This is a genomic window from Kitasatospora sp. NPDC051702 (assembly GCF_040681575.1).
In the GTDB taxonomy this organism is placed as follows: Bacteria; Actinomycetota; Actinomycetes; order Streptomycetales; family Streptomycetaceae; genus Kitasatospora.
The window spans coordinates 1-20951 of sequence record NZ_JBFAZB010000083.1; the positions used below are offsets into that span (position 1 = coordinate 1).

The following is a 20951-nucleotide window of genomic DNA, read 5'->3' on the forward strand; positions in this document are numbered from 1 at the left end:
TCCGCTGGATCGGCGCGGCGGGCGCGCCGGGGACGGGGTGCGGGCCGTGGGCAGACGACTGGTGGGCGTGGCGGTGGCCGGGGCGCTGGTGCTCGCCGCGGCCCAGTTCACCGTCATGCTCGCCACCTCGATCGTGAACGTGGCCCTGCCCCGGATCCGCACCGGCGTCGGCCTCTCCGACACCGGCACCACCTGGGTCGTCAACGCCTACGGCCTGGCCTTCGGCGCCCTGCTCCTGGCCGGCGGGCGGGCCGCCGACCTGTTCGGCCGCCGCCGGGTGCTCACCACCGGCCTCGCCCTGTTCGCGGCCGCCTCGCTCGCCGCGGGCCTCGCCACCACCCCCGCCGCCCTGATCGCCGCCCGCGCCGTCCAGGGCCTCGGCGCCGCCGCCGTCGCCCCCGCCGCGCTCGCCCTGACCATGGACCTCTTCCCGCCCGGCCCCGGCCGCGGCCGCGCCCTCGGCGTCTGGGGCGCCGTCTCCGGCGCCGGGGGAGCGGGCGGCGTCCTGCTGGGCGGCGCCCTCACCCAGGCCTGGGGCTGGCCGTGGATCTTCCACTGCGTCGCCCTCGGCACCCTGCTGGTCCTCGCCGCCACCGTGGCCCTCCTACCGCGCACCGCCGACCACCGCACCGCCGACCGCCGCACCGGCCGCCTCGACCTGCTCGGCACCGCCACCGTCACCCTCGCCCTGACCTGCCTCGTCTGGGGCCTGACCACCGCCCGCGCCGCCGGCTGGAGCGACACCCCGGTCCTGGCCGCCCTCCTCGCCGCCGCCACCCTCCTCGCCGCCTTCGCCGCCCTCCAGCTGCGCCGCGCCCGCGGCGGACCGGACCCGCTGATCCCGCCACGCCTGCTCACCACCGGCCGGGTGGCCGCCGGCAACCTCCTGATGGCCCTGCTGGGATCCGTCTGGATCGCCCTGTTCTACTTCCTGCCGCTGTACCAGCAGCAGGTCCTCGGATCAGGACCGCTGCTCACCGGAGTCGGCCAACTCCCCCTCGCCGCAGCCAACATGCTCGGCTCCGCGCTCGCCCCGCGACTGTCCCGCCGGATCGGCGCCCGGGCGACGGTCACCGCCGCCCTGGCCACCGAGGCCGCTGGCCTGCTGTGGCTGTCCCGCATCGATGCCCACGGCGGCTACCTCACCGACGTCCTGGGCCCCAGCGTCCTCGTCGGCCTCGGCCTGAGCACCGCCTTCGTCCAGCTCACCGCCTTCGCCGTCGGAGGCCTGCCGCCCCAGGACACCGGACTGGCCGGCGGACTGGTCAACACCACCCGCCAGGTCGGCGGCGCCATCGGACTGGCCGCCCTGGCCACCCTCGCCGGCTCCGTCACCGCCCACGCCGCCACCCACACCCCCCACCCGGAGGCCCTCACCGCCGGCTACCGCGCCGCCTTCACCGCCTCGGCCGCCCTGCTGGCCGCCACCGCCGCCCTCGCCTGGATCCTCACCCGAAACACCAAGTCATCAGCACAGCAAGCAATCTGACGTCCACCCGCTCCACCCGGAGGAAGAAACCCGCCATGACCACCGCCAAGCCCTACCTGACCGGCCACTACACCCCCCTCGTCGACGAAGTCACCGCCACCGACCTGACCGTCGAGGGCACCCTGCCGCCCGAACTCACCGGCCGACTGCTGCGCAACGGCCACAACCCCAAGCCCGGCATCACCCCCACCCACTGGTTCAAGGGCAGCGGCATGGTCCACGGCATCCGCCTGCGCGCCGGCCGCGCCGAGTGGTACCGCAACCGCTGGGTCCACACCCCCGCCCTCGACGGCGCCCCCTACATGACCGAGACCGGCCCCGACCTCACCGCCAGCACCGCCGGCACCCACGTCATCGAGCACGCCGGCCGCCTGCTCGCCCTCTGCGAGGCCAACCTCCCCTTCGAACTCACCCCGGAGCTGGAGACCGTCGGCGCCTACGACTTCGACGGCAAGCTGCGCACCGCGATGACCGCCCACCCCAAGGAGGACCCGGTCACCGGCGAGCTGCACTTCTTCGGCTCCTCGCCGATCCCGCCGTACCTCGTCCACCACGTCGTCGACGCCAAGGGGCAGCTCGTCCACAGCGCCGAGGTCCCCGGCGCGAGCGCCGCCCTCAAGCACGACTTCGCCCTCACCCGCCGCCACGTCATCTTCATCGAGGGCAACGTCACCTTCGACCCGCAGGAGCACTCCGGCATCCCCTACGCCTGGCGCGACGACCAGCCCGCCCGCATCGGCGTGATGCCCCGCGGCGAGGACGGCGCCCGGCACGTGCGCTGGTTCTCCATCGAGCCCGGCAACATGCTGCACGTCTCCAACGCCTACGAGGACGGCCGGGGCCGCATCGTCCTGGAGGGCCCGACCGTCGACCGCGAGGGCTTCCGGCTCTCCTGGAACTGGTGGGTCGGCGCCCCCGGGCGCGGCACCGAGCCCAACACCCGCTCCTTCACCCGCCGCTGGGTGATCGACCCGGTGGCCGGCACCGTCGACGAGCAGATCATCGACGACCTGGCGGTGGAGTTCCCGACCCTCAACGAGCAGTACCAGGGCGTCGAGAACCGCTACCAGTACGCCGTCTCCTTCCCCGACGAGCAGGGCTTCGGCGGCTACGGCGTGGTCAAGTACGACCGCTCCACCGGCGCCCGCCGCATCCACCAGATCGGCGACGCCCGGCTGCCGAGCGAGGCGGTCTTCGTCCCCGCCACCGGGGCCACCCGCGAGGACGACGGCTACCTGCTCACCGTCGTCTCCGACCTCAAGCAGGACGCCTCACAGCTGCTGGTCCTCGACGCCTGCGGCCTCGACCGGGTCGCCGCCGTCCACCTGCCGCACCGGGTGCCCGGCGGCATCCACGGCTCCTGGGTCCCCGACACCCCGGCCGACCGCCCCGCCGCCTGACCGGCCGGCGCCCCGACCGGTCCCAGCCACCCGCCCGGTCCCGGGCGCCCGGCCACCCGACCACCTGACCGCGCGGCCCCCGGGCCGCGCCGGGCCCCGCCGAGCGACCTCCCCCACCGCCCGGCGGGGCCCGCCCGTTCTGCTGTTCTCCTGCTGTTCCCTCCACCCGGACCCGGCCCGGTGGGTGCGGCGGCAGGTGCGGGGGGTGCCGCGAGAGCCGCGGGCCCCCGGCCCGGCCTGTCGGGGCGTCCCGTGCCGGATGGGCCGCGGATCGGCCCCCGTGGCACCTCCGGCCTCGCCCGATGGTGGCCAATTACCTTCTTTGGCAAGGGAGTTGGGCTCGTCTAGCGTTGCCTCGGCCGCGCAGGGGGGCACGGTCCGGACGTCCGCCCTGTCAGCTGATCGGTTCGACCATCCGAGTCCATCCGACAGGAGTCGCGTTGAACATCACCAAGCAGATACCGGGCCGCGTCGTCCGCGCCACGGCGGCAGCCGTGACCGCGGTGGCGCTCGCGTTCACCGCCGGCGGTACGGCGACGGCGACCGCGCAGAGCCCGGCGTCCGCGGCACGGGGGAGCTCCACGGTCACCTCGCCGAACGAGGCCGTTCTCGAGCGGGCCCTCAAGGGCCTCTCCCCGGTCTCGCCCGAGGAGGTCCAGCGCATCCTCGCCCAGGGCGGGAACAGCCTCGCGGCCGGAAACGGCGGCGCCACGCAGGGCATCGGCTTCAACGGGGCCTACACCCACATCGTCAACGACAACAGCAACAAGTGCCTCGCCGTCCCGGGAGGCAGCACCGCGCAGGGCACCGGCCTCATCCAATGGCCATGCGGTACCTGGAACGACCACTACTGGACGGCGAACTACCAGTTCAAGGCCAACAACTTCAACTGGTTCCACGTCGTCAACTACAACAGCGGCCAGTGCCTGGCCGTCCCCGGTGCCAGCACCACCGCCGGAACCCAGGTGATCCAGTGGCCGTGTGGCACCTGGAACGACCACTACTGGGCCTTCGGCGTCGACACCGGCAACGGCAAGCTGCACATCATCAACTACAACAGCGGCCAGTGCCTGGCCGTCCCGGGCGCCAGCACCGCCGACGGCGCCCAGGTGATCCAGTGGCCGTGTGGCACCTGGGCCGACCACTACTGGCACTGAGTGCGTGCGGGCACTGAACCCGCCCGCACCCAACCGGCCCCGGCGGCCCTGATCAGGCCTCTCCGCGGACCCGCCGAGCACCGGTGAACCGGCGCCGACCGCCTCCACACGGCGGTCGGCGCCTCGCCCGTGCGGCCCGCGGACTGGCGCACGGAGTGACTACCGGGCGGTGGGCGGGCTGATCCGGACCTCCTGGCCGCAGACGGTGACCCGGGCCGGCTTGCCGGCCTGGTCCACCACCGGGACGCGGACCTCGGCGCCCCCGCCCGGCGCGGTCACCTCGGCGGCGCCGGCGGTCACCAGCGGGTTGCAGTTCCCGCTGTCCGGCCCCTTGCCGTTCATCTCCGAGTAGCGCAGGGCGAACACCGCCCGCTTGCCGGGGCCCAGCGCCAGCGTGGCGGGGCCGCCCCTGCCGGCCCCGGTGGCCTTCGGCCCCTTGCCCAGGTGGAACTCGAGCCTCGGGTAGCCGGCCAGCGTGCAGGCGTGGGAGCCGGAGTTGAGGGCGACGAGTTCGGCGTTCGCCGGGTCCCGGTCGGCGCTGCCCTCGGCGGTGAGCCGGGTGAGCGTCCACGTCAGCTCCTCGCCGCGGCACCTGCCGTCCTGCGGCCCGCCGGAGCCGGGTCCGGAGCCGGTCGTCGCACCGGTGGTGGCCGGCGTGCCGGGCCGCCCCGTGGGCGCGGCCGTGGACTGGCCCGCGAGCGGTGCTGCGGACACCGGTGCTGCGGACACCGGCGTTTCGGACACCGGCGCGGCGGCCTCGGCCTTCGGCGAACCGGCCGTGGAGCCGGCCGTCGAAGTGGCCGCGGAGCCGGAAGCGGAAGCCGAACCGCCGCCGGCCCCGCAGGCCGTCAGAGTGAGCCCGGCCAGCAGCGCGGACACCGAAACCGTCAACAGGGAACGCGAACCCATGGATCCCCCCGGATCATCAGGACAGCCGACGGGCCGCCCCCGCCCGGCCTGGCTGTGCATCGTCAGTCAGCAAGGAAGACACCGGGACCGGCCCGGCGGTTGCCCCCGCCCGCGAGGGTCTGGCCGACCCCCGTCCGCGCGGTTAGCCTCACCCGTATGGATCATGACGAACAGTCACGGCACGCCTCCTCCTTCGGCGCGGCCGCCACCGCCTACGCCGAGCACCGCCCCGACTACGCCCGGGCCGCGGTGCACTGGGCGCTCGAAGCCGCCCCCGGCCCCCGCGTGCTCGACCTCGGCGCCGGAACCGGCAAGCTGACTGCCGTCCTGGCCGCCCTGGGCGCCGACGTCACCGCCGTCGAACCCGACCCGGCGATGCTGGCCGAGCTGCGCCGCCGCCTGCCGGACGTCCGCGCCCTGCCGGGCAGCGCGGAGGCGATCCCGCTGCCCGACGCCTCCGTCGACGCGGTGCTGGCCGGCAACGCCATGCACTGGTTCGACATGGCCGTCGCCGGGCCCGAGATCGCCCGGGTCCTCGCCCCGGGCGGCGTCCTGGCCGGCCTGTGGAACCTGATGGACGACCAGGTCCCCTGGGTCGCCGGGCTCGCCCGGGTCGCCGGGAGCGCGGCCGTCGGCCCCCGCGATACCCCCGCGAGCTGGCGCGCCGCGACGGCGCACATGCACCTGCCCGGGGCCGGCGCGCCCGCCCGGTTCGGCTCGCCGGAGCAGGCCGACTTCCCGCACGGGCAGCACCGCACCGCCGACACCCTGGTCGACACCCTCGCCACGCGCGCGGGGATGATCGTCATGCCGGAACCGGAACGGGAGGACGCCCTCGCCCGGATCCGCGCCTTCCTCGCGGACCGGCCGGAGACCGCCCACGGCGGGTTCACCCTCCCGATGCGCACCGGCGTGCTGCGCACCCGGCGGCTCTGAGGCCGCCGGCCGTCACAGCCCTGGGCCGCCGCCGACAACTGCCGGTGGGCCCGCGGCGCCGTGACGGCGGGCCCGTCAGCCGTCGCCCTTGATGATCTTCATGGTCAGGTGCGAGTCCACCCGGGCTACGGCCGGCAGCCCCATCAACCGGGCGGTGAGGAAGCTCTCGTAGGCGGCGTGGTCGGCGACCGCGACCCGGACGAAGTAGTCGGGCCGGCCGAAGAGCCGGCGGAACTCGATCACCTCCTCGTAGGAGGCCACCGTCGACTCGAACTCCTCCACCGTCTGGAGGTCGTTGACGCCGATCTCGACCGCGACCACCACGTCGAAGCCCCGCCCGGCCGCCGCCGGGTCGATCCGGGCCCGGTATCCGGCGATGATCCCGGCCTCCTCCAGCCGCTTCACCCGGCGCAGGCACGGCGGCGGGGTGAGGCCGACCCGCTTGGCCAGTTCGACGTTGGTCAGCCGGCCGTCCTGGCGCAGGTGGAACAAAATTTCACGATCGACGCCGTCCAGCATTTCTTTGTTGCTCACAGTGCTACTCCCGGGCAATTATTGGAAACCATATTACCCGGAATTCGTCCTAGAATTTCCCTCATGGATTCCGCACCAGGCGGGACGCTCACCCGTCCCGTTCCGCCGCCCCCTCCCGCCGCCGGACCGCACACCCCCGGACCGAACGCCGCCGGATCCCACGCCGACGAGCCCGACACCGCCGCGCCGAGCGCCCGGGCGGACCTGGCCGCCGCGCTCCGGGACTCCAGCTCCGTCGGCCTGGGCCTGTTCCCGCTCGGCATCGCCTTCGGCGTGCTGGTCGCCCACGCGGGCCTGAGCTGGTGGTGGGCCACCGCCTTCACCGCGCTGGTCTACGCCGGGTCGCTGGAATTCCTGCTGATCGGGCTCGTCGTCGCGGTCACCCCGCTCGCCCAGATCGCCCTGACCGCGTTCCTGGTGAACTTCCGGCACGTCTTCTACGCCCTCTCCTTCCCCCTGCACCGGGTCGGCGGCCGCTTCGGCCGGGCGTACAGCACCTTCGCCATGACCGACGAGGCCTACGCCCTGACCACCGGCGAGCAGGCGCGTTCCTGGAGCGGGCGGCGCATCATCTGGCTCCAGGTGCTCTGCCAGGCCTACTGGGTCGCCGGCGGCACCGCCGGAGCCCTCTTCGGGGCGCTGGTGCCGGCGAAGCTCGTCGGCCTCGACTTCGCGCTCACCGCCCTGTTCGTCGTCCTGGCCGTCGACGCCTTCCGGGCCCGGCGCGACATCCCCACCCCGGCGCTGGCCCTGGTCTGCGCCCTCGCCGCGCGCTTCGTCCTGCCCGGCCAGATGCTGCTGGCCGCCACCGCGCTGTTCACCGCCGCCCTGCTGGCCCGCCGCGCCCTCGCCGGACGCCGCGCCCTCGCCGGACGCCGCGCCCTCGCCGGACGCCGCGGCCCCGCCGGGCACCGCACCGCAGACGGCCGCCGTACCGCCGCCGCGAAGGAGCCGACCCGTGCCTGACACGTCCTACCTGCTGGCCGCCATCGGCGTGTCCGTCGCCGTCACCTGGGGCCTGCGTGCGCTGCCCTTCGCCGCCCTCGCCCCGCTGCGGGCCAGCGCGGTGCTCCACTACCTGAGCGCCCGGATGCCGGTCGGCGTGATGGTGATCCTCACCGTCTACGCCCTGCGCGACCTCCCCCTCACCAGCCCCGTCCGGGCCGCCCCCACCCTGCTCGCCCTGGCCGCCACCCTGGGCCTGCACCTGTGGCGGCGCAACGCCGTCCTGAGCATCCTCGGCGGCACCGCCGTCCACGTCGCCCTCGCCAGCACCCTCTTCGCCCACCCCTGAGGCCGGCGGCAAGCCCCGGATTTCCGCCAACCACTTTTCCCCGGAATAGGCTTGACGCCTTCGAGGAAACCTCGCCCGCCGTCCGGGGAACGCCCGCCACGCGGCGGCCGACCGGCGTATTCCGGCCCCGGAAACGCGACGACACCGCGCACAGGGAAACCGTCCGCCGCGGAACTAGAGTGACGGTCCATCCCCCGATCTTCGCAGGGAATCCCGGCCTTCAGGCCGGGCGGGAATGCGATCCTTGGTCCGGAGCCGCGAAGCGGCGGAGTTGGCTGCGGCTCCGGGGTGACGGTCAGACGGGCCGCTTCTGGCCTTCGATGTACTCCTTGACGATGCTGAGCGGCGCTCCGCCGCAGGATGCGGCGAAGTACGAGGGTGCCCAGAACACGGACCCCGTCCCGGTCCGGTTGATGCGCCCGGTGTACTCGGCGCGCAGGTACCGAGAACTGACGCCCTTGAGGCTGTTGACCAGTCTGGACAGGGCGGCCTTCGGCGGGTAGTGCACCAGCAGGTGGACGTGATCGCCTTCGCCGTTGAACTCGCGCAGCTCCGCACCGAAGCTGTCGCACACGTCCCGCATGATGGCTTCGCAGCGGGTCAGCATGGCGTCATCGAAGATCTCACGCCGGTACTTGGTGACGAACATCAAGTGCGCGTGCAGGTTGTGGGCGACGTGGTTTCCCCGCCGTATACCGGGGTCTGGTTCCCAGCGTGGTGACATGGGCCAAGTGTCGTGTGGTCATGTCGGCCTTGGAGGGGGGTGGGCCGGATGATCCGTGCGTACAAGTTCCTCATGCGGCCCACCGTGGGCCAGCAGCAAGCACTTGCCGAGATGTTGCGGGACGCAAGGTGCGCCGCCAACGCCTCGACCACGCCCACAAGACTGCACTCGGCCTCGTGCGTCAGCATGACTTCATCGCGCACGAAGACCTCAAGATCCGTAACATGCTGCGGTCCCCCGCACCGAAGCCCGACCCCGAGACGCCGGACACCTTCCTGCCCAACGGCGCGGCGGCCAAGGCCGGCCTCAACCACTCGATCTCGGATGCCGGATGGGGGGTGTTCCTGACGATCCTGCACGCCAAGGCTGAAAGCGCCGGACGGGAAGTGATCGCCGTGGACCCCCGCAACACCTCCCGCACCTGCCCTCCCTGCGGGCACACCGCGAAGGAGAACCGGCCCACCCAGGAGACCTTCCACTGCGTCAGCTGCGGCCACCAGGCGCACGCCGACACAGTGGGAGCCATCAACGTTCTACGGGCCGGGCTGGCCCGTCGCGAAGCCGTATCGGCTTAACGAGAAGCCCCGGCGTTTACGCCGGGGAGGAGTCACGGCATGCCGCATCAGTGAACTGGTCATCGACGCCGCCGATCCCGAGCGGCTCGCCGCGTTCTGGCGCGAGGTCCTCGGTTACGTCGAACTCGACCGGGACGACGACGGGAGCATCGAGATCGGCCCGCCCGGGTCCGTCCCCGGCGGCCCGCAGCCCACCCTCCTGTTCAGCCCGAGCGAGGACCCGCGCACCGGGAAGCTGCGGATGCACATCGACGTCAACGCCACCGACCGCGACCAGGACGCCGAACTCGAGCGCCTGCTCGCCCTCGGCGCCCGCCCCGTCGACATCGGCCAGACCGGCGAGGAGAGTTGGCACGTCCTGGCCGACCCGGAGGGCAACGAGTTCTGCCTCCTGCGCACCCGGCTCAGCCCCCTGTGACGGTCGACCGTCCGGCCCGGCCGGGCGCCGCGTCGGCATCCGGCCGGGGCGCTCCCGAGGCGGTTACAGCACCTCGGCCGGGTCCGCGTGGGCGTGCATGGCGACCACCAGGCCGTCGCGCAGGGTGAAGACGTCGGCGGCGGTGATGTCCAGCGGGCTGCCGTCGGTGAGCACGCCGTGCACGTGGTGGACGATGACGACGTCCTCGCCGCGCCGGTAGGCGGTCGGCTCCGAGTGCATCTCGCCCCACATCGCGTACGAGGCGCTCAGGTACTTGTGCACGGCGTCCCGGCCCCGGTGCACGCCCCCGTTGGGGAACTCCTCGGGCTCCACCCAGTCCACGTCGGGGTGCAGGTCGGCGACGGCGGTGTCGATGTCGCCCCGGGCGTAGGCGGCGTAGGCGGCCAGCACGAGGGCGACGTCGGGATCGGTGGGGTCCGCGGGCTGCGCGGGGGAGGAGGTCATGGGCGGGACGCTATCCCGGGTGCCGCCGCCCGGCGGCGCTCGTTCGTGGCGCCGGGGAAGCGCGTCGGCCCGCCCGGCGCGGCCGGGGTTGTGGAGCCTGGCCGCACGCCCCACCAGGTTCCGCGCGCCCCACCAGGGCCTACGGGCGCCGGGCCACGAACACCAGCTCCCGCCCCGGCCGGTCCGGCGCGCCGCGCACCTCCTCCAGTACCAGGCCGGCGGCCGCCAGGTCCGCCTCGACCTCCGCCCGCTCCCGGAATCGCAGCGTCGAGTCCGAGGTCAGCACCTGCCCGTCCGCGCCGAACACGTACGTCCAGCGGAACGCCACCAGCGGCCCGCGCACCTCGACCAGCTCCACCCAGCTCTCCACCGGCCCGGCGCCGGGGACTTCGGTGACGCGGTGGGAGCGCTCCCGGGTCCACTCCTCCCAGGCCCGGGCCGCCGGATCGCGGGTCTCGAACACCAGGCGCCCGCCGGGGCGCAGCGCCTCCCGGGCTCCCCGCAGGGTGCGCCGCCAGGCGGGCGGGTCGGCGATCGCCTGGGCGACGTTGGCCGTCATCGTCGCCAGGTCGACGGCTGGCGGCGGCAGATCGTCGGCGTCGCCGTGGATCCAGCGCACCCGGTGGCCGCCCGGTTTGGCCCTGGCCACGTCGATGGACGCCGCGGCCGGATCGACCCCGGTCACCTCGATGCCGCGCCCGGCCAGCAGCAGTGCGAACACCCCGGTGCCGCAGCCGATGTCCAGGACCCGACGCGCGCCGAACTCCTCCACCATCAGCAGGTAGGCGTCCAGGTCGGTGCGGTCGGGGTCGAGGGCGTCGTGGACGGCGGCGAGCCGCGGGTGCCCGAAGCACTCGTCAGCCATGCGAACGGCCCTGGGCCTCTCCGGCGGTGGCCCGGGCCTGCCCGGAGGTGGCCCGGGCCGAGGTGGCGTGGAGGGAGCCGAGCAGGGCGAGGGCCCGGGCGCTGGGGCTGCCGGGTTCGGCCTGGTAGACGACGAGTTGCTGGCCGGGTGCGTCGCGCACGTCGAAGGCCTGGTAGGTGAGGGTGAGCGGGCCGACGTCCGGGTGCAGGAAGTGCTTGGCCTCCTGGGTCTTGCCGCGTACGGTGTGGGACTCCCACAGGCGGGTGAAGTCGGTGCTGTGCGCGGTGAGGGTGCGGACGAGCTCCTGCAGCCGGGGGCTGCCGGGGTCGAGCCCGGCGGCCTGCCGCAGGTGGCCGACGACGGCCTGGGCGGTGTGGCCCCACCGTTCGTAGAACTGCCGGCCCGCCGGGTCGAGGAAGACCATCGAGGCGAGGTCGTCCATCCGCTCGAAGGGCGAGTGCAGGGCCTCGGCCAGGGCGTTGGCCGCCAGGACGTCCAGGGTCCGGTTGACGACGAACGCGGGGGCGGCCGGGTAGCCGTCCAGTAGTTGGCGCAGGGCGGGGCTGACCAGGTCCGTGGTGTGGGCGAACCGGTTGCCCGGCACCGTCTCCGCCACCTGGTGCAGGTGCGCCTGCTCGTCCGGGCCCAGCTGCAGGGCGCGGCCGAGCGCGTCGATGACCTGGGCCGAGGGGTGGCGTTCGCGGCCCTGTTCGAGGCGGGTGTAGTAGTCCGCGTTCACCCCGGCCAGGACGGCGACCTCCTCCCGGCGCAGTCCGGCGACCCTGCGCGTCCCGTGGCTCACCACACCCGCGTCCTGCGGCCGCAGGGCCGCACGGCGGGCGCGCAGGAACTCTCCCAGCTGGTTGTCCGTCACGCCCCCACCCTAGGGTCCCTCTCCGTGCCCTGCCCGGGTGCACTGCACCCAGGCGGGGCGCGTCCTGGCCGGTCGTTCCCGGCGTGCCCAGACTCGGTGGCGCGGAACGGTTCCGCACGCAGCGACGAAGGGAGTCCGTCCTTGACGGGCAGCACCGAGCAGGGCGGTGTCGACGTGGTCGGCACGTGGGTGACGGCGGGCGGGTACATCCGCCAGGAGCTGCGGGCCGACGGCCGCTACGACGAGGCCCGCGGCAGCCGCCGCCACGCCTACACGGGCCGTTACACGCTCACCGGCCACCACCTCGACTACGTCGACGACACCGGGTTCACCGCCACGGGCGACATCCGGGACGGGGTCCTCCACCACGAACACCTCGTGCTCCACCGAGAGGAGAAGCAGGCATGACGCAGGACAGGGGCAAGGTCGTCCTGGTCACCGGGGCGAGCAGCGGGATCGGGGAGGCCACCGCGCGCCGCCTCGCCGCCGACGGCCACCGCCTGCTCCTCGGCGCCAGGCGCGCCGACCGCCTCGCCGCGCTGGCCGGCGAGCTCGAAGCCGCGGGCGGCACCGCGGCGTTCCGGCGCCTGGACGTCACGGACGCCGCCGACGTCCGGGCCTTCGTGTCCGAGGCCCGCAGCCGTTACGGCCGGGTGGACGTGTTGGTCAACAACGCCGGGGTGATGCCGCTCTCGCCCCTGGAAGCGCTGCGGACGGACGAGTGGGACCGCATGATCGACGTGAACCTGCGGGGAGTCCTGCACGGCATCGCCGCCGCGCTGCCCGTGATGCGGGCCCAGGGCGGCGGGCACCTGGTGAACGTCGCGTCCGTCGGCGCGTACGAGGTCTCTCCCACCGCCGCCGTCTACTGCGCCACCAAGTTCGCCGTGCGCGCGATCACCGAGGGGCTGCGCCAGGAGTGCGGCGGGGACATCCGGGTCACCCTCGTCGCTCCCGGCGTGACGGAGTCCGAGCTCGCCGACGGCATCGCCGACCCCACCGCCCGGGAGGCCATGCGGACGTACCGCGCCGTGGCCCTGCCCGCGTCCGCCGTCGCGGACGCCATCGCCTACGCCGTCTCCCAGCCCCGGGAGGTCGACGTCAACGAGCTCGTCGTCCGCCCCACGGCGAGCGCCCAGTGAGCGCTGGCGGCTGCGCTCCGGTCGGGGTGCCGAGCGTCGCGGCACCTTACTGATCGTTTCAAAATGGGTTGAGCTGCGTAGGTTGTGCGGTCGGGAATGTGCAAGGCCGATCGAGTGCTCTGCCAATGTCACGGCGAGCAGTTCCCTCTAGCTCGCGCATTCGGGCCTCCACGGTGAGCGTGGCGGGCGGGGTCGCTGCCGAGTCGAGCATGTGCGCCACGACGAGCGGAGGCACGGCGGAGACGGCCACCAGGATGGCGGAGGTCTGCATGTAGCCACGATCTGTCAGGTGTGCCACAACCTGAGCTGACGGTGCGAGGCAGAGGGTGGCACCAGCGCCGATAGCGGCTCGCTCAGTGACAGCAGCACGAGTGCGGCTTCCGCGACGTGTGCCCGGCGACCGACAAGGTCGCCGGGCAACACCAGCAGGCTCACGGGCGGGACGGCGGCGCCTCACGGCCCTGCGAAACGGCGTGAATCAGGGCAGCCAGGACACCTTGATGTTGCCTGCACTCCCGGCGAAACCACTAGTGTCGCTGATGGGGCCGGGGCTGCTGCCACCGTAGCCGCCAATGCCGGCGGACCCGAAGTCGCCGCTGGCGCCGCCGGCGCCGCTCGAAGACTCGGTACCGGCGCCACCGTGTGACCCGTCGTCAGTTACCAGCACGCCGACGCCACCGCAACCGGTAGCGGTGGCAATGCCTCCGGCGCCGCCGCCGCTCAGCGGAACCCCAAAAGCATTGCTTAGGCTGCCGCCGCCTCCGCCGCCGCCCGCAGAGAGCTGCATGCCGGTACCGGCACTTAGGGTAGATGCACCACCGCCGCCACCACCAAAGCCGAGAACATCCTGGCTCGCGCCGGCGCCACCTTCCGCCCCGCCGCCCCCGTCACCACCGGCTGCGTTGCTGCCGCCCGAGCCGCCGCCCGAGCCCCCCGCTCCCGCTGCGAACTCAGTTCCGCCACCACCGCCGCCACCGACCGTACCGGAGAGGACGGTGCCCCTTGCCAGGAGCTTCGTGCATCGAACACTAGCGCCGCCGCCACCGCCGCCACCGCCATGAATGTCACCGAATTCGGAACCCGCCCCGCCCCCACCACCACCCCCAATGAGATGGAAAGTCACCACCAGCCTGGCGGGGAGCCTGCACGTAAATGAGCCGGTGTACTCGCGGCCGTTCACGCAGTCGGGCGGGGCGGCGGCGTGGGCGGAGGCGGCTAGGGGGGCCGCTACTAGTGCGCTGGACGCCACCACGAGGGCGGCAGCCAAGGCGGTTCTGCGCTGCTTGATGCGGGTGGTGGAACGCATGACGAGACCTCTCAGATCTGCGGACCGCGATCGGATGTCGGCGCGGTAAGTAGGATTTGTCCGACTCACGAGTCATGGGCAGCATGACATTCCGTTCACATTCCGGCCAGTCACGAGGAGAGCACTCCGTGTGATCACTGTAGTGAATGCCTGTCATGGGCATTCCGGCAGCCGGTACGCCACCACGCGGCGCCCCACACCCGCACCCGAGGACCACCACGGCTTGCCCTTCACCCGCCGCCTTGTCAGCCCGGGCGGTGGCCGCAACCCGGAGCCTGCGCGGGATGTGCCTCCCGGCTCGGGCCCTCCATCCCTTGGGGTCGGGCACTTGCGACAGCCTGTCCGGGCCGCCGCATCGGTCGCTTCAGGAGGATTTTCGAAGGCGCCGCAGGCAGATGATGCCGCAGGCGAGGTCGAGCAGGCCCTGGTGGAGGTCTGCGCGTTGCTCGTAGCGGGTGCGCAGGCGCTTGAACTGGTGGAGCCAGGCGAAGGCGCGCTCTGCGACCCAGCGCACGGTGCCGAGTCCGGAGCTGTGGGCGGCGCCGCGGCGGGCGATCATCGGCTTGATGCCGCGCTTCCAGAGCAGGCGGCGGTACTTGTCGAAGTCGTAGCCCCGGTCGGCGTACGGCGGTTTCTAGGGGTCGTTGCAACACGTGGTCGGTTTGATCAGGCCGCGACGAGTTTATGCAGGCGCTCGGCTGGGGTTTCCCAGCCGAGCGTTTTGCGTGGGCGGCCGTTGAGTTCGGCGGCGATGTGGATCCGCTCGTCCTCACGCAGGTACCGGGACACGGCGCAGGGCGCCCGCTCGGGTCGAGCGGGCGCCCTGAACCTGTTCGGGTCCGTCCGGCCGTTGGGCCACTCGCGTCCAGTACGCGGGTGAACGCCCACCAGCCGGGACGCCTCTCTGTTGCTGTAGCCCTGTCGCACGAGCCGGAAGTATTCCTCCCGTTCGGCACGGAGCTTCCTGGGCCCCTGCGGCTTCCGGTCCTCGCGAATCTCGAAGTCCATCGCACCCCTTCAGCTGGGGTGTTGCGACAACCGCTAGAACCCAAGTACAGGCGCCGGGGCCTGCGCCGCGGACGTCCTCGCAGTCCGCGGATCGGCTGTATCGCGTCCAGTAGGGGAAGCAGCTGAGTGACGTCATGGCGGTTGCCTCCGGTGAGCGTCACGGCGAGCGGAGTGCCCCAACGGTCCACGATCACATGGTGCTTGGAGCCGGGGCGTGCGCGGTCAACGGGCGAGGGGCCGACATGATTGCCCCCTTTGAGGGCCCGGACGTGCGAGCCGTCCACGGCGCAGTCGTCCAGGTCCAGCAGATTCGCGCGGCGCAGTTCGGTCAGCAGCGCGGTGTGCAGGCGGGGCCAGACGCCGGCCTCGGTCCAGTCCCGCAGTCGGCGCCAGGCCGTCACTCCGGAGCAGCCCACGGCCTGCGCGGGGACATCACGCCAGGCGACACCGGTCCGCAGCACGTAGACGATGCCGGCCAGGGCCGCCCGGTCCGGAAGTCGCAGCCGCCCGGGGTGGCAGTAACGCCGACGGGGAGCGGGCGGCAGCAGCGGAGCCACCCGCTCCCAGAGACCATCCGGAACAAGATCAACACGCATCCGGACAGCTTGGCGACCAAGATCGACAAGCGCAAGGAGCCCAGCTCAACCCATTTTGAAACGATCAGTTAGGCGGGCCGTTCCGCGGGGGTCCGGGGGCGGCCGGCGCGGGCATACTGACCGGGCCGTCCGGCGCGGCGGGGGATCAGGAACCGACTCAGCGTCAGTTCCGATTGTCTGGCGGCGAGTTGATCGTGCGATGTCAGCCGTCATCGAGCCCGAGGAGCTCCCCTTGCCCGACCAGACGCCGAGACCCGGCGAGAAGCCCGGCGCCGCGCCCGACCCCGCCCAGGAGGCCTTCGAGCAGTGCACCCGGCTGGTGCTCGCAGGCCGGTACGAGGAGGCGCTGGCGGCCACCGACGAGGCCGCGCGGCTCCTGCGGGGCCGGCTCGCCGGGGCGAGGGGCACCGCGGCCCGGGGTGCCGCCGCCACGCTCGCCTACGTGCTGGTGCTCCGCTGCGAGGCGCTGTCCAAGCTGGCGCGGTGGGAGGAGTGCCTGGCCACCGCCTCGGAGGCGGTGGCGCTGGGCCGGGGCCGGCAGACCGACGCGCCCTTCGCCGCGCCGCTGGGCGCCACGCTGCTGGGGCTCGGCACCGCCCTGTGGGGGCTGGGGCGTCCGCAGGAGGCGGTGACGGTGACCGGCGAGGCCGTCGGCCTGTACCGCCGGCTGGCCCACGCGGACGCCGCCTACCGCCCGCAACTGGCCAACGCGCTCAGCCAGTTCGGCGTGGTGCTGTCCCGGCTCGGGCGGTACGCCGAGGCGTTGAAGGTCACCCGGGAGTCCGTGGTGCTGATGCGCCGGCTGGCCGCGGCGGACCCGGTGACCCACACGCCCGGGCTGGCCCAGGCGGTGAACAACCTGGCCCGCCGCCAGTCGGCCCGCAACCAGCACCGCCGGGCGCTCAGGAGCGCCCACGAGGCCGTGGCGCTCTACCGGAGGCTGGCGCGCGCGAACCCGGCGGTGCACCGGCGGGACCTCGCGATGGGGCTCGGCAACCTGGCCAGGATGCACGACACCCGGCAGGGGGCGCTGGCCGCGGTGGAGGAGTCGGTCGCCATCCTCGAGGAGCTGGACCGGGCCGAACCCGGCGTCCACGGCGCACTGCTCGCCGATTCGCTGTCCCTGCTCGCGGCGGCGCTGGCAGACCTGGGGAGGTTCGGCGAGGCGGCCCGGGTCACCACCCGGGCGCTGGCGATGATGCGCGAGCAGGCGGCGCTCAACCCGGTGGCCCGCCGCGGCGACCTCGCGCTGGCCCTGGCCTTCCACGCCCGGGTTCGGGCCGAAGCCGGGACCGACCTCGCCGAGGCCCTGGCCGCCGCCACGGAGTCCCTCGGCCTGATGCGCGGGCTCGCGGCCGAGATCCCCCGGCTCTACGGCTCCCCGCTCGCCGAGGTCACCGCCCTGGAGGCCCGCCTGCGCTCGATGGCGGGGCCCCCGGAGCGCGGGTAGCGAACCCCCGGCCCGCCCGGGGCGCCCGCCGGCCCGGACCTCGGCCGGTTCACCGCACAGGGGCACCGGCGGGCGCCGGGGCGGGCCGATCGGGCCGGGGGCCGGGCGCGCCGGTTGCCGCCGTCCGGCGCAGGGCCCAGATTGGCAGGGGCGGCGCCGTCCGCGGCCCCGGGGCCCCTGGTCCCGTACGACCGGGCCGACCGGGCCGACCGGGCCGCCCGGAGGGCCGATGCGGCCCGCCCCGGTCCGGCCCGGACGAACGTGAAGAGGTGCGGCGATGAGCATGGTGGAGGAGTCGATCGACGTGGACGTGCCGGTCCGCGTCGTCTACGACCAGTGGGCGACCTTCGAGGAGTTCCCCGAGTTCATGGAGGGCGTGGAGGAGGTCCGGCAGCTGGACGACCAGCACGCCCACTGGCGGACCAAGATCGCCGGTCTGGCCCGGGAGTTCGACACCGAGATCGTCGAGCGGGTGCCCGATGCGCGGGTCGCCTGGCGCACCACCGGCGAGAGCGTGAAGCACACCGGCACGGTCGACTTCGAGGCGCTCGGCGCGGACCGCACCCGGGTGCGGATGACCATGGTCTTCCACCCCACCGGCCTGGCCGAGAAGGCCGCCGACAAGCTGGGCGTGCTCGACCGCCAGGTGCGCGGTGACCTGCGCCGCTTCAAGACCTTCGTCGAGGACCGCGCCACCGGGGGCTGACGCAGGCCGCGGCAGGACCGGGGCCCGCGGTGTCGTACGGCCGGAGTAGCTTCGACCCCGATACCGAACGAACCGGGGGGCCGACCGCATGACCGACCAGACCACCACGACCACCGCCACCGCACCCGCCGTGGGCACCGCCTCCGCGACCGCGGCCCGACTGCACCGGCTGGCCGAGGCCTCCGGCGGGCTGGTGGCCCTCGACCCGGGCATCGACGACGCCCGGATGGACGCCTGGCCCGTCCCGGTGCCCGAGGAGGTCCGGGCCCTGCTGCGCTCGGTCGGCGGGGTGCACGTCACCGTCAGCCGCTCCGCCGTGAACGGCCACGAGTCCCACGAGCACGTCGACCTCGACCACGCCTACAACCGCGGCCGGTACGCCAACGCCGACGTCAGCTGGTACCAGGACCACGCCGGCGGGGTCGGCACCCACTGGTTCGTCCACACCGACCACGGCGACGGCCACACCTACGTGGACGTCGACCCGCGCACCGGGGCCTGGGGCCCGGTGTTCCGGTTCTGGGACGCCGCCGACACCGACCGCATGGCACCCTCCCTGACCGCGTGGCTCGACCACCTGGCCGACTGCCTGGAACAGGCCCTCGCCGCCACCGGCACCAGGGGTACCGCGGCCGACGTCGGGGCCTTCGGCCGCCGGTTCGGGGACCTGTGGCCCGACGGCGACCGGCGCACCACCAGCGTCGAGGACGTCACCGCGGCCCGGCTGCGCACGAGCGGCGACGACGTGCTGCGCGCGGCCGCGGAGGGCCTGCCCGACGACGCCAGGCTGGCCGACCTGCGCTCCGTCACCGGCCGCGCCGCCGTCGACTTCTGGGCGATCGGCGCGACCTGCCGCTACGCCCGCCTGGCCGGCGGGGGAGTGCTGGTGGCCCTGCCCTGGGACGGCGAGTAGCCCGACCGCGGCCCTGGCGGGCAGCCGCCGGTCAGCGCGGCCGGTGGGCGACGGCGGCGAACATCGTCACCGACAGGTGGCAGGCACCCTGCTCGGCGGCGGAGGTGAGGCCGGCGTGCAGGCGGTCGCGCTGCTCCTCGGTGACCAGGCCCCGCCCGACGGCCGCCGCGCCGAGCGCGCGGACGATCGGCCAGGCGACGGCGTGCGGGTCCTGCAGGAGGACGTCGGCGCCGAGCTCGTCGACGCTCAGGCCGGCCGCGCTCAGCCAGCCGGCCAGGCGGCGTCCGGCGTCCGGGGTGGCGGCGGTGGCCCGGGTGACGGCGGCCAGCGCCGGGCGGACCTCCGAGTCGGCCGGGTGGAGCACGAAGGTGGACCAGTCGGTGTCCAGCAGGGCGACCCGGCCGCCGGGGCGCAGGACCCGCGCGATCTCGGCGACGGCCCGCGCCGGGTCGGTCAGGTGCTGGAGGACGCGCTCGCACCAGACCACGTCCCGGTCGGCGTCGGGCAGCGGCAGCGCGAGCGCGTCGCCGTCGAGGAACCGGGCGGGGGAGGCGTCGACGGCGGCCCGCTGCAGGGCGACGGCGCGCAGTCCGGGGTTGGGTTCGACGCCGGTCGCCTCGCCGCCCGGGGCGACGGCCGCCGCGAGCACCCGGGTCTCCGAGCCGGTGCCCGAACCGACGTCCAGCGCCCGCTCACCGGGGCGCGCGCCCAGCCGCGCGTGCGCCCACTCCCGCAGTCTCCGCACACCGGGGTTGGCGGCCTGGACGTCCAGCGCGGCGACCATCCGGTCCGTGACCGCGGGGTCGGTGTTGGCCGCGTGGAAGGCCGAGGTGGGGCGCGGGTCGGTCATGGCCCCACTGTAGGCAGCCACCCGGGCCCGCCGCTCGCTGCGCCGCGGTGAGTCGGTGCGCCGCCGTGAGTCGGTGAGCCAGGGCATCCATGGTGGCCGGTGGCCAGGAGTGGGCCGGGGCTCCTGTCGTTGACGGCGGTTGACTGCCCGTCGCCGGAACGTCGGCGGAACGTCGGCGGAGCCGCCCGGACCGCGTGACTGCGTAACTCACCGATTTCCTTGCGTCATTTGACGGATCCGCAGGTCCGGACCAAGCCGCCAGGATCGTCACCGGCCGCCCGCCACCGCGCGGGACGGCCGCACCGACGACCAGGAAAGCAGGCGAAGATGAAAGACCTCCTGACACGCGGCCGCGCCGCCACGCAGGCGGACACCGCGTCCGGGACGACCCGCGCCACCCGGGTCCGTAGCCGGGTCGCCACGCTCGTCGGCGCCGGCGCCCTGGCCCTCACCCTGCCCGGGCCGGTCGCCCAGGCGGACTCGCTGCCGAACCTGCCGCAGCGGGCCGGCGGCTACGAGGCGTCCTTCTCGCCCGCCTACGACTACGACACCGACGGCTGCTACGCGGTCGCCGCCATCGCCCCGGACGGCACCCTCAACCCGGGCCTGAAGCTGGGCGGCGACGTCAACGGGAACTGCCGCGACAAGTCCGACCTGGACCGTTCGCAGACCTACGCCCGTTCCAAGTGCAACAACGGCTGGTGCGCCATCGTGTACGCCAGTTACTTCGAGAAGGACCAGACGCAGAACGGCGGCGCGGGCGGCCACCGCCACGACTTCGAGCACGTCGTCTCGTGGGTCAACCAGTCGTCCAACCAGGTCGAGTTCCTGACCGTCACCCAGCACAACAGCCAGCACACCTACCCGCGTTCGTCGGTGCGCTTCGACGGCAGCCACCCGAAGGTCGTCTACCACAAGGAGGGCGGCACGGGCGGCCCGGGCAGCCACCTCTTCCGGCTCGCCAACGGCAACGACGAGCCGCCGGAGAACCACTACCACAACTGGCGCCAGCCCCCCATCGTCGACTGGAACGGCTGGCCCAGCACCTGGCTGCGCGACCGCCTCAACAACGCGGACTTCGGATCGGCGACCATCAAGACCACCGACAAGGACGACCGCTTCCGCAACCTGCTCAACGCCTCGAAGCCCGGCGGCATCCCGTTCAACCCCTGGGCCTGACGCCGCGGCCGCCCCGCGCACGTCCCGACGCGGGCCCGGTGACCCCCGTGCACCGGGCCCGCACCGTCCGTCCCCGGGTTCGTCCCCGGGCCCGCCCCCGTCCCCGGGCCCGGGCCCGGGCCCCGGCCCGGGGGGGGGGGGGGGGTACGGGGGGGGCGCGG

At 73.9% G+C, this 20951-nt stretch carries 21 protein-coding genes and 3 pseudogenes; 14 read left to right on the forward strand and 10 right to left on the reverse strand.

Annotation, left to right across the window (positions count from 1 at the left end; translation table 11 throughout):
* From AB0N04_RS37590 to AB0N04_RS37600, 3 genes are all read left to right on the forward strand, one after another.
* Nucleotides 1-1489: MFS transporter (locus AB0N04_RS37590; RefSeq protein ID WP_363365695.1), on the forward strand; the 1489-nt coding region annotated here is incomplete at its 5' end.
* A 35-nt stretch (nucleotides 1490-1524) separates the two neighbouring features.
* Nucleotides 1525-2889: a carotenoid oxygenase family protein gene (locus AB0N04_RS37595; protein ID WP_360210424.1), complete on the forward strand. Its 1365-nt coding sequence runs from the start codon at nucleotides 1525-1527 to the stop codon at nucleotides 2887-2889.
* A gap of 440 nt (nucleotides 2890-3329) precedes the next feature.
* Nucleotides 3330-4046 carry an RICIN domain-containing protein gene (locus AB0N04_RS37600; protein ID WP_360210422.1) on the forward strand — a complete coding sequence of 239 codons (717 nt, stop codon included), beginning with the start codon at nucleotides 3330-3332 and terminating at the stop codon, nucleotides 4044-4046.
* 159 nt (nucleotides 4047-4205) lie between these two features.
* Here AB0N04_RS37600 and AB0N04_RS37605 read toward each other — a convergent pair whose 3' ends face one another.
* Nucleotides 4206-4760 carry a DUF4232 domain-containing protein gene (locus AB0N04_RS37605; RefSeq protein WP_360210420.1) on the reverse strand — a complete coding sequence of 185 codons (555 nt, stop codon included), beginning with the start codon at nucleotides 4758-4760 and terminating at the stop codon, nucleotides 4206-4208.
* Nucleotides 4761-5111: 351 nt separating this feature from the next.
* On the opposite strand from AB0N04_RS37605, the gene AB0N04_RS37610 reads away from it, so the two are divergent.
* Complete coding sequence (locus tag AB0N04_RS37610) at nucleotides 5112-5891, forward strand: class I SAM-dependent methyltransferase (RefSeq protein ID WP_360210418.1); 780 nt, start codon at nucleotides 5112-5114, stop codon at nucleotides 5889-5891.
* A 75-nt stretch (nucleotides 5892-5966) separates the two neighbouring features.
* Here the strand turns inward: AB0N04_RS37610 and AB0N04_RS37615 are convergent, their stop codons facing one another.
* Nucleotides 5967-6410: an Lrp/AsnC family transcriptional regulator gene (locus AB0N04_RS37615; RefSeq protein ID WP_360210624.1), complete on the reverse strand. Its 444-nt coding sequence runs from the start codon at nucleotides 6408-6410 to the stop codon at nucleotides 5967-5969.
* A 78-nt stretch (nucleotides 6411-6488) separates the two neighbouring features.
* On the opposite strand from AB0N04_RS37615, the gene AB0N04_RS37620 reads away from it, so the two are divergent.
* Together AB0N04_RS37620 and AB0N04_RS37625 are read left to right on the forward strand one after the other, a co-directional pair.
* Nucleotides 6489-7391, forward strand: a complete 903-nt coding sequence (locus AB0N04_RS37620; protein ID WP_360210416.1) for an AzlC family ABC transporter permease — start codon at nucleotides 6489-6491, stop codon at nucleotides 7389-7391.
* Nucleotides 7384-7719 (forward strand): AzlD domain-containing protein, encoded by a 336-nt coding sequence (locus AB0N04_RS37625; protein ID WP_360210414.1) that lies wholly within the window; start codon nucleotides 7384-7386, stop codon nucleotides 7717-7719. The genes AB0N04_RS37620 and AB0N04_RS37625 overlap by 8 nt, the downstream gene beginning before the upstream one ends.
* 295 nt (nucleotides 7720-8014) lie before the next feature.
* Here the strand turns inward: AB0N04_RS37625 and tnpA are convergent, their stop codons facing one another.
* Nucleotides 8015-8443, reverse strand: a complete 429-nt coding sequence (gene tnpA / locus AB0N04_RS37630) for an IS200/IS605 family transposase (RefSeq protein ID WP_360210412.1) — start codon at nucleotides 8441-8443, stop codon at nucleotides 8015-8017.
* Nucleotides 8444-8565: 122 nt separating this feature from the next.
* Here tnpA and AB0N04_RS37635 point away from each other — a divergent pair.
* Both AB0N04_RS37635 and AB0N04_RS37640 read left to right on the forward strand, forming a co-directional pair.
* Nucleotides 8566-9018 (forward strand): annotated as a pseudogene (locus AB0N04_RS37635) (transposase); the annotation flags it as partial.
* Nucleotides 9019-9064: 46 nt separating this feature from the next.
* A complete protein-coding gene (locus AB0N04_RS37640) occupies nucleotides 9065-9436 on the forward strand; it encodes a VOC family protein (protein WP_360210622.1) in 372 nt (123 codons plus the stop codon).
* A 63-nt stretch (nucleotides 9437-9499) separates the two neighbouring features.
* Here the strand turns inward: AB0N04_RS37640 and AB0N04_RS37645 are convergent, their stop codons facing one another.
* The 3 genes from AB0N04_RS37645 to AB0N04_RS37655 form a co-directional block, all read right to left on the reverse strand.
* Complete coding sequence (locus AB0N04_RS37645; RefSeq protein ID WP_360210410.1) at nucleotides 9500-9901, reverse strand: nuclear transport factor 2 family protein; 402 nt, start codon at nucleotides 9899-9901, stop codon at nucleotides 9500-9502.
* A gap of 139 nt (nucleotides 9902-10040) precedes the next feature.
* The gene (locus AB0N04_RS37650; RefSeq protein ID WP_360210408.1) at nucleotides 10041-10766 is read right to left on the reverse strand and encodes a class I SAM-dependent methyltransferase; all 726 of its coding nucleotides are present in this window, start codon (nucleotides 10764-10766) and stop codon (nucleotides 10041-10043) included.
* Nucleotides 10759-11640, reverse strand: coding sequence for a helix-turn-helix transcriptional regulator (locus AB0N04_RS37655; protein ID WP_360210406.1), 882 nt, complete (start codon nucleotides 11638-11640; stop codon nucleotides 10759-10761). The genes AB0N04_RS37650 and AB0N04_RS37655 overlap by 8 nt, the downstream gene beginning before the upstream one ends.
* Nucleotides 11641-11781: 141 nt before the next feature.
* Here AB0N04_RS37655 and AB0N04_RS37660 point away from each other — a divergent pair, with 141 nt between their 5' ends.
* Together AB0N04_RS37660 and AB0N04_RS37665 are read left to right on the forward strand one after the other, a co-directional pair.
* Nucleotides 11782-12048, forward strand: coding sequence for an Atu4866 domain-containing protein (locus tag AB0N04_RS37660; protein ID WP_360210404.1), 267 nt, complete (start codon nucleotides 11782-11784; stop codon nucleotides 12046-12048).
* On the forward strand, nucleotides 12045-12782 hold the full coding sequence (locus AB0N04_RS37665) for an SDR family oxidoreductase (protein ID WP_360210402.1): 738 nt from the start codon (nucleotides 12045-12047) through the stop codon (nucleotides 12780-12782). Before AB0N04_RS37660 ends, AB0N04_RS37665 begins: the two co-directional genes overlap by 4 nt.
* A 1670-nt stretch (nucleotides 12783-14452) precedes the next feature.
* On the opposite strand, the pseudogene AB0N04_RS37670 reads toward AB0N04_RS37665, so the two are convergent.
* The 3 genes and pseudogenes from AB0N04_RS37670 to AB0N04_RS37680 all read right to left on the reverse strand — a co-directional run.
* A pseudogene (locus tag AB0N04_RS37670) lies at nucleotides 14453-14713 on the reverse strand (transposase); the annotation flags it as partial.
* Between the two features lie 41 nt (nucleotides 14714-14754).
* Nucleotides 14755-15096, reverse strand: coding sequence for a hypothetical protein (locus AB0N04_RS37675; protein WP_360210636.1), 342 nt, complete (start codon nucleotides 15094-15096; stop codon nucleotides 14755-14757).
* Nucleotides 15069-15692: pseudogene (locus tag AB0N04_RS37680) on the reverse strand (IS5 family transposase); the annotation flags it as partial. The gene AB0N04_RS37675 and the pseudogene AB0N04_RS37680, both read right to left, overlap by 28 nt.
* A 232-nt stretch (nucleotides 15693-15924) precedes the next feature.
* Here AB0N04_RS37680 and AB0N04_RS37685 point away from each other — a divergent pair.
* The 3 genes from AB0N04_RS37685 to AB0N04_RS37695 all read left to right on the forward strand — a co-directional run bounded on the left by AB0N04_RS37685 (nucleotide 15925) and on the right by AB0N04_RS37695 (nucleotide 18761).
* On the forward strand, nucleotides 15925-17142 hold the full coding sequence (locus AB0N04_RS37685) for a tetratricopeptide repeat protein (protein WP_360210400.1): 1218 nt from the start codon (nucleotides 15925-15927) through the stop codon (nucleotides 17140-17142).
* A 277-nt stretch (nucleotides 17143-17419) separates the two neighbouring features.
* Nucleotides 17420-17848 (forward strand): SRPBCC family protein, encoded by a 429-nt coding sequence (locus AB0N04_RS37690; RefSeq protein ID WP_360210398.1) that lies wholly within the window; start codon nucleotides 17420-17422, stop codon nucleotides 17846-17848.
* Between the two features lie 88 nt (nucleotides 17849-17936).
* Nucleotides 17937-18761 (forward strand): SMI1/KNR4 family protein, encoded by an 825-nt coding sequence (locus AB0N04_RS37695; RefSeq protein ID WP_360210396.1) that lies wholly within the window; start codon nucleotides 17937-17939, stop codon nucleotides 18759-18761.
* A 31-nt stretch (nucleotides 18762-18792) separates the two neighbouring features.
* Here AB0N04_RS37695 and AB0N04_RS37700 read toward each other — a convergent pair whose 3' ends face one another.
* A complete protein-coding gene (locus tag AB0N04_RS37700; RefSeq protein ID WP_360210394.1) occupies nucleotides 18793-19611 on the reverse strand; it encodes a methyltransferase domain-containing protein in 819 nt (272 codons plus the stop codon).
* A gap of 327 nt (nucleotides 19612-19938) precedes the next feature.
* Here AB0N04_RS37700 and AB0N04_RS37705 point away from each other — a divergent pair, with 327 nt between their 5' ends.
* A complete protein-coding gene (locus AB0N04_RS37705; protein ID WP_360210392.1) occupies nucleotides 19939-20790 on the forward strand; it encodes an NPP1 family protein in 852 nt (283 codons plus the stop codon).
* The last annotated feature ends 161 nt before the right edge of the window (nucleotides 20791-20951 follow it).

Excerpts from the sequence above, each read along its gene's own strand:
- AB0N04_RS37595 (WP_360210424.1), top strand. The coding sequence starts at position 1,525 with ATGACCACCGCCAAGCCCTACCTGACCGGCCACTACACCCCCCTCGTC.
- AB0N04_RS37610 (WP_360210418.1), top strand. The coding sequence starts at position 5,112 with ATGGATCATGACGAACAGTCACGGCACGCCTCCTCCTTCGGCGCGGCC.
- AB0N04_RS37615 (WP_360210624.1), bottom strand. The coding sequence starts at position 6,410 with ATGCTGGACGGCGTCGATCGTGAAATTTTGTTCCACCTGCGCCAGGAC.
- AB0N04_RS37620 (WP_360210416.1), top strand. The coding sequence starts at position 6,489 with ATGGATTCCGCACCAGGCGGGACGCTCACCCGTCCCGTTCCGCCGCCC.
- tnpA (WP_360210412.1), bottom strand. The coding sequence starts at position 8,443 with ATGTCACCACGCTGGGAACCAGACCCCGGTATACGGCGGGGAAACCAC.
- AB0N04_RS37645 (WP_360210410.1), bottom strand. The coding sequence starts at position 9,901 with ATGACCTCCTCCCCCGCGCAGCCCGCGGACCCCACCGATCCCGACGTC.
- AB0N04_RS37650 (WP_360210408.1), bottom strand. The coding sequence starts at position 10,766 with ATGGCTGACGAGTGCTTCGGGCACCCGCGGCTCGCCGCCGTCCACGAC.
- AB0N04_RS37665 (WP_360210402.1), top strand. The coding sequence starts at position 12,045 with ATGACGCAGGACAGGGGCAAGGTCGTCCTGGTCACCGGGGCGAGCAGC.
- AB0N04_RS37675 (WP_360210636.1), bottom strand. The coding sequence starts at position 15,096 with ATGGACTTCGAGATTCGCGAGGACCGGAAGCCGCAGGGGCCCAGGAAG.
- AB0N04_RS37690 (WP_360210398.1), top strand. The coding sequence starts at position 17,420 with ATGAGCATGGTGGAGGAGTCGATCGACGTGGACGTGCCGGTCCGCGTC.
- AB0N04_RS37695 (WP_360210396.1), top strand. The coding sequence starts at position 17,937 with ATGACCGACCAGACCACCACGACCACCGCCACCGCACCCGCCGTGGGC.
- AB0N04_RS37700 (WP_360210394.1), bottom strand. The coding sequence starts at position 19,611 with ATGACCGACCCGCGCCCCACCTCGGCCTTCCACGCGGCCAACACCGAC.
- AB0N04_RS37705 (WP_360210392.1), top strand. The coding sequence starts at position 19,939 with ATGAAAGACCTCCTGACACGCGGCCGCGCCGCCACGCAGGCGGACACC.